This window comes from Rathayibacter sp. AY1C2, assembly GCF_002931195.1.
GTDB lineage: Bacteria > Actinomycetota > Actinomycetes > Actinomycetales > Microbacteriaceae > Rathayibacter.
Genome location: NZ_PSWG01000025.1, coordinates 44,943 through 53,978, shown reverse-complemented (window position 1 = coordinate 53,978; position 9,036 = coordinate 44,943). Strand labels below are relative to the sequence as shown.

Sequence of the window (9,036 nt, the reverse complement as noted above, 5' to 3'; positions counted from 1 at the left end):
CCCCGCTCCAGCCCCCCACGGCCGCTCGTGCCCCCGGCACGGCGCCCCGCGCTCGCGCCGCAGGCACGGCGCCCACCCCACCAGCACAGGGCTAGGCGGCGTCCGGGTGCGGTTCTGGCAAGGCGGAGGAGGAAGCCGTAGCGGCGCTACGGCGCCCGACGACAACGCCGCCAGAACCGCACCCGGGCGGCGCCTAGTCGTTGCCGAGGATGATGATGGCGGCGGTAGGGGGTAACGCGTCCTCGTGGTATCGCTCGATCTCCTCGATGGCGATCGGGTCGGCCTGCTGGAGGAACTGGGTGAGGCGGGTGACCTCCTCGGTCTCGCCGATGGAGTCGGCGGCGCGGCGGAGGGCGTAGAGGGAGAGCAGGAATCCGCGGTTGGGTCCGTGGCGCCAGGGGATGGGGCCCTGGCCGCGCCAGCCGGCTCCGCGGAGGAGGTCGAGGCCGCGGTGGTAGCCGACGCGGGCGTAGGCGTAGGAGGGGAGGGCCGCGTCGATGCCCCAGACGCTGTCGGCGAGCAGTGCCCAGGCCAGCGGGGAGCGCGGGTGGGCGGCGGCGAGGGCGGCGAATTCGACGGCTCCCGGGTTCGCGTGCTTCGCGAGGGCCGCGGTGACCGCGGGCTCGTCGGGGAGGAGGGTCGGTTCGGGGCCCAGCAGGTTCTCGCCACTCATGCCTCCCAGGCTATCCCGCTCGCGGCTGTGCGGGTCCGGGGTCCGGCCGTCCGGCGCACGACGGTCGTCCCTCCACAGGGGCGTCAGCGGAGGGAGCCGGGCGGTTCGCCGGTCGTCGCCGTCGTGCGCGGGGGTGCCGCCGATAGCATCGACCCATGGCGACGAACCGCAGTGAAGTCGAGGCCTGGCTCACGGACATGGACGGCGTGCTGGTGCACGAGAACAAGGCGCTCCCCGGCGCGCCCGAGCTGATCCAGGAGTGGACCGATTCGGGCACGCCGTTCCTGGTGCTGACGAACAACTCGATCTTCACGCCGCGGGATCTGGCGGCGCGGCTGCGCGGGTCGGGGCTGCACGTGCCGGAGGAGCGGATCTGGACGAGCGCTCTGGCGACGGCGGACTTCTGCGCGTCGCAGAAGCCGGGCGGGAGCGCGTTCGTGATCGGCGAGGCGGGGATCACCACCGCGCTGCACGAGGCGGGCTTCATCATGACGGAGACGGCGCCGGACTACGTGGTCGTGGGCGAGACCCGCAACTACAGCTTCGAGGCGATCACGAAGGCGATCCGCCTGATCGTCGCGGGTGCGCGCTTCATCGTCACCAATCCCGATGCGACGGGGCCGAGCGCCGAGGGCGTGCTCCCGGCGACGGGGGCGATCGCGGCGCTCATCACGAAGGCGACGGGCAAGGATCCGTACGTCGTCGGCAAGCCGAACCCGATGATGTTCCGCTCGGCGATGAACAAGATCGGCGCGCACAGCGAGAACACCGGGATGATCGGCGACCGGATGGACACCGACATCGTCGCGGGCATCGAGGCGGGCCTGCACACCGTGCTGGTGCTGACGGGGATCAGCGACGAGGCCGAGATCGAGCGCTACCCGTTCCGCCCGGACGAGGTGCTGAGCGGGGTGCACGAGCTCCTGTCGTCGGAGCCGCTGGAGTCGGAGTTCCCGCCGGATTCAGCGGTCTGAGTCCCGGCGGCCCGGCAGCGGGCCGGGCGCCGGTTCCTGACACGGCACCGCGGCTCGCGGGGGTCAGAAGCGGACGTGCTGCAGCACCCAGGCGTGCATCGCGACGGCTGCCGCCGCCGAGGCGTTGATCGACCGGGTCGAGCCGAACTGCGTGATCTCGAGCACGGCCTCCGAGGCGGCGATCGCCTCCTCCGAGAGGCCGGGTCCCTCCTGCCCGAACAGCAGGAGGCAGCGCTCGGGGAGCCGGTAGGTCTCGAGCGGCACGCAGCCGGGGACGTTGTCGACGGCGAGGAGGGGCACGTCCGCCTCCGCGGCCCACTGCGCGAGGTCGGCCACCGTCTCGTGGTGCTGGACGTGCTGGTAGCGGTCGGTGACCATCGCGCCGCGCTTGTTCCAGCGCCGCCGGCCGACGATGTGGACGCCCTCCGCGCCGAACGCGTTGGCGCTGCGGACGATCGAGCCGATGTTCATGTCGTGCTGCCAGTTCTCGATCGCGACGTGGAACGGGTGCCGCGTGCGGTCGAGCTCCGCGACGATCGCGTCCATCCGCCAGTAGCGGAAGCGGTCGACCACGTTGCGCGCGTCGCCGCGCTCCAGCAGCTCCGGGTCGAGGCGGTCGTCCTCGGGCCGCTCGCCCTGCCAGGGGCCGACGCCGTTCGTGGTGAGCTCCACGGAGGCGGTGGGTCCGGTCGCGGGGGTCGCCTCGTTCTCCTGCACGACGAGCGATCCTACTGGGCGCTCCGCGGCTCGGCCGGGTGCACCGGGCCGGTGCCCGGCGGCGTCCCCCGAAGCCTGAGGGACGGCGCGCGTCAGGCCGCGGGAGTGCCAGCGAGGGAGCCGGTCAGTTCGCCGCCGCCCGCCCGGTCGACGAAGCAGTAGTAGCTGCGCTCGCCCGCGTCCCACTGCTCCTGGGTGACGGGGAACGCACCGGCGACCTGCACGTCGCCGTAGGTCTCGGCCGCGGCGACGTCCACGACGCCCTGCGCCTGGCAGAGCGAGGAGACGGTGACGGCCAGGGCGTCCTGGCCGGGGAACGCCGCGTCGGTCAGCTCCGCGGTGGAGACGAGCTGGGCGGAGTGGGCCCCCGCGCAGTCCACGACGGTGAACTCCTCCGCCCAGACGGAGTCGAAGGGCTCGACGCACTCGCCGCCGAGGAGCGCGCTCCAGGCCCAGGTGCCGACGGGCAGCGGTCCGACGGTCGGGAGGGTCGCGGTCGGCGTGGGCGAGGGGGTCGGCTCCGCCGTGGGCGTCTCGCTGACGACCGGGACGGCCTGCGGCTCTGCTCGGCCGCCGGCGCTCCCGACGGCGATGCCGATCGCGAAGAGCCCGGCGAGGAGGATCACCGCACCCGCCGCGATCAGGCCGATCAGGAGCCGGCGTCGGCTGAGCGTGCGCCACGCGGGCGCTGCGGCGGGCGCCGAGTCGCGTTCGCGGCTCTCGGGTCGGGACCGGGCGGAGCGGCGCTTCCGCGGCGGAGCGGCGTTGACGTGGGCGGCCGCGGGAGCGGTGCGGAAGGGCGCGGGCTCGGCGCGGTCGGCGGGCTCGGCGGCCGGCTCGAGGTTCCACGAGTAGGCGCCGGCGGTCTCGCGCCACAGCTCCTCGTCGCCGCCGTCCTCGTCGGGCTCGTCCTGCGGAGCGACGACCTGCTCCCACACGGGCGGCTGGTCCCAGTCCCCGCGCGGGTCGGGCCACTCGTAGACGGCGGGCGGAGTCGGCTCGCGCGGAGTCGGCGGGGTCGCGCCGACCGGGCGTCCGTCAGCGGGGTAAAGGGCGCCGGAGCGGTCCGCCGGGTCGACGTCGGCCGAGGATCCGGCATCGGGCTCATCGTCCGGCCGGTGGGCGCTGCGGAGTCCGGCGGGGGCGGTCGGCAGGTCGGCGGGAGGGTCGGTGTGCGGCAGGACCGGGCGCACGGAGTCCGCCCCGCGGCGGTGCACCTCGGTGCGGCCGGCATCGGCGGAGGCGTCGGAGCCGGAGCCGTCGGCGTTGTCGTCGCGGAGGGGGGCGAAGAACGCGTCGAAGGCGTCCTCGTCGGACACGTCCGCGTCGGAGGCACTCGTGTCGCGGGCAGTCGTCCCACCGGCACCCGTCTCTCGGGCACCCGTCTCGCTGGCACTCGCCTCACGGGCACCCGTCTCGGGCGCTCCCATGGCGCGGGCTCCCGTGTCGGGGGCTCCCGTGTCAGGGCCCGGAGAGCTCCGTCCCTCGGCGGGGACGCCGTCGCGGCCGGAGGAGCGCTCCGGCTCCGCGACCGTTCCGCGGTCGGCGTCGGCGTCCTGCTCCTCCACCGGAGCGGAGTCGTCCGCGGGGTTCGGGAGGTCGCCGCCGGCCTCCTCGGCGGCGGGCGTCGCACTCAGCACGGGCTCCCCCGGCCACAGGCCGACCGGAGCGGCAGGGGCACGGCGCGGCGCAGCGTCGGAGTCGCCCGAGGACGGTCCGGCCGCGTCGGCAGAGGAGGCCGACTCACTCGCAACGCTCCGCTCCTCCGTTGACGCGTGGGCCTCGTCGGCTGCGGACTCAGCAGGACCGGACGTCCGCTCCGCGCGCGACTCCTCCACGGGAGGGACGGGGCGGGGCGAATCGAAGATGCTCTTCAGGCGGCCGCCGCTGAGCTGCTGCAGCAGCCACTCGCTGCTGCCGACGGGACGCTCCGGCTCGGGTCGCTCCGGCTCGGCACGCTCCGGCTCGGAGGTCTCCGATCCGGCAGGCTCCGGCTCGTGGCCCTCCGGCTCGCGGCCCTCGGACCCGCGGCGCTCCGGCTCCGGGTGCTCGCCGCCTCCCGGGCCCCCGCCGCGTCCCCCCTCGTCGACCATCAGCTCAGGCCGAGGTCGGCCAGACCGATCGCGGCGAAGTACGGGTAACCGGCGTCCTCGATGATCTCGCGGGCCCCGGTCGCGCGGTCGACGACGACGGCGACTCCTGCGATCTCGGCGCCGACCTTCAGCAGGGCCTCGATCGCCTTCAGCGGCGAGCCGCCGGTGGTGGACGTGTCCTCGACGACGACGACGCGCTTGCCCTCGAGGTCGGGGCCCTCGACCTGCCGGCCGCGGCCGTGGTCCTTGGGCTCCTTGCGCACGACGAACGCGTCGTAGGCGAGACCGCGGGCGGCGCCCTGATGGAGGATCGCGGCGGCGATCGGGTCGGCTCCCATGGTGAGGCCGCCGACGGCGTCGACGCGCTCGATGGGCGCGATGAGGTCGAGCATGACCTGCCCGATCAGCGGCGCGACGCGGTGGTCCAGGCTCACGCGGCGCAGGTCGACGTAGTACGACGCCTTCTTGCCGCTCGTGAGGGTGAAGTCCCCGTGGAAGACGGCGTCGGAGCCGATGTACTCGATGAGCTGCTGGCGTGCGTCGGTCACGCGCCTACTCTACGGGGCGACCCCTCCCCCGCTCGGGAGCGCGCCCGCTGCGGCGTGCTCTCCCGCCTCGTCGCCTCCTCCGCGGAACTGTGTCATGTAGAGCTCGTAGTAGGCGCCGCGCTGCTTCAGGAGCGCCTCGTGCGCGCCCTGCTCGACGATCCGGCCCGACTCCATCACCAGGATGGTGTCGGCGTCGCGGATCGTGGAGAGCCGGTGCGCGATGACGAACGAGGTCCGGTCGGTGCGCAGCGCGTTCATCGCGTGCTGCACGAGCAGCTCCGTGCGGGTGTCGACCGAGGAGGTGGCCTCGTCGAGGATCAGCAGCGACGGGTTCGCGAGGAACGCGCGCGCGATCGTGATCAGCTGCCGCTCGCCCGCCGAGACGCTGCCGCCGTCGGCGTCCAGCACCGTGTCGTAGCCGTCGGGCAGCTGGCGCACGAAGCGGTCGACCATGGTGGCCTTCGCCGCGTCGACGATCTCCTCGTCGGTCGCGTCCAGGCGCCCGTAGCGGATGTTCTCGCGGATGGTGCCCTGGAAGAGCCACGCGTCCTGCAGCACCATGCCCACGCGCGAGCGCAGATCGCCGCGCGCGAGGCTCGTGATGTCGACGCCGTCGAGCAGGATGCGCCCTCCGGTGAGCTCGTAGAAGCGCATGACCAGGTTGACCAGCGTGGTCTTCCCCGCCCCGGTCGGACCGACGATGGCGACCGTCTGCCCGGGCTGCGCCGAGAAGGTCAGGTCCTCGATCAGCGGCTGCTCCGGGTCGTACGAGAACGAGACGCCCTCGAACTCCACGTGGCCGTCGGTGCGCTGCGGGAGCGACGCGGTCGCCGTCTCCGGCTCCTGCTCCTCGGCGTCGAGAAGCTCGAACGTGCGCTCGGCCGAGGCGACGCCGGACTGCAGCATGTTCGCCATGCTCGCCAGCTGGGTCACCGGCTGGGTGAACTCGCGCGAGTACTGGATGAACGCGGTCGCGTCGCCGAGCGTCAGCTGACCTGAGGCGACCCGCAGGCCGCCGACCACGGCGATGAGCACGTAGGAGAGGTAGGAGACGAAGGTCATCGCGGGCATGATCATGCCCGAGACGAACTGGGCGCCGAACGAGGCGGTGTAGAGGCTGTCGTTGCGGCGGTCGAACTCCTCGAGCATCTCGCGGTCGCGGCCGAAGGCGCGGACGATCTCGAGCCCGGAGAAGGTCTCCTCGATGTGGCCGTTGAGCGCGCCCGTGTTCTTCCACTGGGCGGCGAAGAGCTTCTGGGAGCGGGCGCCGATCACGCCCGCGATCACGCCCGAGAGCGGGATCGAGATCAGCGCGATCAGCGCGAGCTGCCACGAGACGATGAACATCATCGCGGCGATGCCGATGATGGTGAGCACCGACTGCACCAGCTGCGAGAAGGCCTGCTGCAGCGCCGTCTGGATGTTGTCGACGTCGTTCGTGACGCGCGACATCACGTCGCCGCGCTGCCGGGTGTCGAAGAAGCGCAGCGGGAGGCGGTTGAGCTTCGCCTCGATGTCCTGGCGGAGGCCGAAGACCACCCGCATCACGAGGCCGTTGAGGATGTAGCCCTGCGCCCACATGAGCACCGACGCGACGACGTACATCAGCAGCACGATGATGATCAGGCGGCCGAGGACCACGAAGTCGATGCCCGCGCCGGGCACGATGTCGGTCTTGGCCAGCATGTCGGCGAAGGTGCCGTTGCCCGAGGCGCGCTGCTGCTCGATGATCTGCTCGAGCGGGACGCCGGCGGGGAGCTGGGAGCCGATCACGCCGTTGAAGATCGTGTCCATCGCCTGCCCGAGGATCTTGGGCGCGATGACGGTGAGGACGACCGACAGCGAGACCAGGGCGACCACGAGGACCATCCGGGCGCGCTCGGGGCCGAGCAGCGAGAAGAGGCGCTTGGCCGAGGGCCAGAAGTTCTGCGCCTTGCGGGCGGGCGGCCCGTCCCCGAACACGCCGCCGTCGCCCTCGCCGGGCTCGAACTCGGGCTCGGGGGACGTCGTCTCCTCGGGGGCGGTGGTGTCGCGTGTGCGCGCCATCTCAAGACACTCCTTCGACGCTCAGCTGGGATTCGACGATCTCGCGGTAGGTCGCGTTCGTCTCGAGGAGCTCGTCGTGCGTGCCGCGGCCGACGATGCGGCCCGCGTCGAGCACGACGATCTGGTCGGCGTGGCGGATGGTCGACACCCGCTGGGCCACGATGATCACGGTCGCGTCGGTGGTGGCGTCGGCCAGCGACTCCCGCAGCCTCGCATCGGTCGCGACGTCGAGCGCCGAGAACGAGTCGTCGAACAGGTAGACCCGCGGCTTCGCGACGAGGGCCCGCGCGATGCAGAGCCGCTGGCGCTGCCCGCCGGAGACGTTGGTGCCGCCCTGCGAGACCGGCTCGTCGAGCCCGTGCTCCTTGCTCCGCACGAAGTCCTCGCCCTGGGCGATGCGCAGCGCCTCCCACAGCTCGGCGTCCGTCGCGTCGGGGCGGCCGAAGCGCAGGTTCGAGGCGATCGTCCCCGAGAAGAGGTAGGGGCGCTGGGGCACGAGCCCGATCACCTCGGCGAGCTGCGCCCGGTCGAGGGAGGAGACGGGCACGCCGTCGATCGTGACGCTGCCCTCCTGCGGGTCGAACAAGCGCGGCACGAGGCCGAGCAGGGTCGTCTTGCCGGCGCCGGTGGAGCCGACGACGGCCGTGGTGCGGCCCGGCTCCGCGACGATGTCGATGCCCGAGAGCACGGGGCGCTCGGCGCCCGGGTAGCCGAAGACGACCCCGGAGAACTCGACGCGGCCGCGCGCGGGCGTCGGGACTCCGCCCTCGGGCGTGGTGAGGCTGGTGCGGGCGTCGAGCACCTGCTGGATCCGCTCGGCGCAGACGACCGCGCGCGGGATCATCATCACCATGAAGACGCCCATCATCACGGCGGTGAGGATCTGGAGGAGGTACTGCAGGAAAGCGGTGAGCGAGCCCACCTGCATCTGACCGGCGTCGACCCGCTGCCCGCCGAACCACAGCACGGCCGCGGTGGCCAGGTGCAGGATCATCATGATCGCGGGGAACATCAGCACGAAGATGTTGCCGACCTTGATCGACACCTCGGTGATCGCCGCGTTGGCCTTGCGGTACCGCTCGGACTCGAACGGCTCGCGCACGAAGGCGCGCACCACGCGGATGCCCGTGATCTGCTCGCGCAGCACGCTGTTGATCCCGTCGATCCGGTCCTGCATGAGGCGGAACAGCGGCAGCAGCAGGAATACCAGGAAGCCGACCACGACGAACAACAGCGGCACCGACACCCAGACCAGCCAGGAGAGGCCGGCGTCCTCGCGCAGGGCGAAGACGATGCCGCCGACGCACATGATCGGCGCGGAGACCATGAAGTTGAGGGTCATCAGCACGAGCATCTGCACCTGCTGCACGTCGTTCGTGCCGCGGGTGATCAGGGTGGCCGTGCCGAAGCCGCCGACCTCGAGCCCGCTGAGCGAGTCGACGCGGCGGTAGACGTCGCGGCGCAGGTCGCGGCCGACGGACATGGCGGTGCGGGCGCCGAAGTAGACGGCTCCGATCGCCGCGGCGACCTGCACGACGCAGACGCCGAGCATGGTCATGCCGGTGCCCCAGATGAAGTCGGTGTCGCCGCGGCCGATGCCCTGGTCGATGATCTCGGCGTTGAGGCTCGGCAGGTAGAGCGCGGCGAGCGTCGCGACGAGCTGCAGCACGACGACGGCGGCCACCCAGCGCGCGTAGGGCTTCGCGTAGGCGGAGGCGAGGCGGAGCAGGATCATGGGTCCTCCGGAGGGGCGGAGCAGGAGCGGGAGGGGAGGGGACCGGGCTGGGGAGCAGTGAGCGCCGGGGAGCCCGTCGGGCCCGCACGGCGCGGGCGGCGGCGGCGTCCGGACGGCACGACGAACGGCCGGTCGGGACGGCGCTAGACAACCATCGACCACCGACACCGGTTCCGCAATCCGCCGAGGGGATGACTCCCCCGGCCCGCGGCCGCCGGGACGCGCGGAGGACGCGCAGGAGACGTGTCGG

At 72.7% G+C, this 9,036-nt stretch carries 7 protein-coding genes; 1 reads left to right on the top strand and 6 read right to left on the bottom strand.

Going from position 1 to position 9,036, the window contains the following annotated elements; all coding sequences use genetic code 11:
- Positions 1-193: 193 nt before the first annotated feature.
- Positions 194-673, bottom strand: coding sequence for a DUF3151 domain-containing protein (locus C5C55_RS14515; RefSeq protein WP_104234388.1), 480 nt, complete (start codon positions 671-673; stop codon positions 194-196).
- A gap of 155 nt (positions 674-828) precedes the next feature.
- Between C5C55_RS14515 and C5C55_RS14510 the strand changes: the two genes are divergently transcribed.
- Positions 829-1,647, top strand: a complete 819-nt coding sequence (locus C5C55_RS14510) for an HAD-IIA family hydrolase (protein WP_104225721.1) — start codon at positions 829-831, stop codon at positions 1,645-1,647.
- A gap of 63 nt (positions 1,648-1,710) precedes the next feature.
- On the opposite strand, the gene C5C55_RS14505 is transcribed toward C5C55_RS14510, so the two are convergent.
- The 5 genes from C5C55_RS14505 to C5C55_RS14485 all read right to left on the bottom strand — a co-directional run bounded on the left by C5C55_RS14505 (position 1,711) and on the right by C5C55_RS14485 (position 8,786).
- Positions 1,711-2,364: a TrmH family RNA methyltransferase gene (locus C5C55_RS14505; RefSeq protein ID WP_104222802.1), complete on the bottom strand. Its 654-nt coding sequence runs from the start codon at positions 2,362-2,364 to the stop codon at positions 1,711-1,713.
- 92 nt (positions 2,365-2,456) lie between these two features.
- Positions 2,457-4,004: a septum formation family protein gene (locus tag C5C55_RS14500; protein WP_146080958.1), complete on the bottom strand. Its 1,548-nt coding sequence runs from the start codon at positions 4,002-4,004 to the stop codon at positions 2,457-2,459.
- A 452-nt stretch (positions 4,005-4,456) separates the two neighbouring features.
- Positions 4,457-5,005, bottom strand: a complete 549-nt coding sequence (gene pyrE / locus C5C55_RS14495; RefSeq protein ID WP_104222804.1) for an orotate phosphoribosyltransferase — start codon at positions 5,003-5,005, stop codon at positions 4,457-4,459.
- Between the two features lie 9 nt (positions 5,006-5,014).
- Positions 5,015-7,051: an ABC transporter ATP-binding protein gene (locus C5C55_RS14490; protein WP_104234386.1), complete on the bottom strand. Its 2,037-nt coding sequence runs from the start codon at positions 7,049-7,051 to the stop codon at positions 5,015-5,017.
- Position 7,052: 1 nt separating this feature from the next.
- Complete coding sequence (locus tag C5C55_RS14485) at positions 7,053-8,786, bottom strand: ABC transporter ATP-binding protein (protein ID WP_104234385.1); 1,734 nt, start codon at positions 8,784-8,786, stop codon at positions 7,053-7,055.
- Positions 8,787-9,036 lie beyond the last annotated feature (250 nt).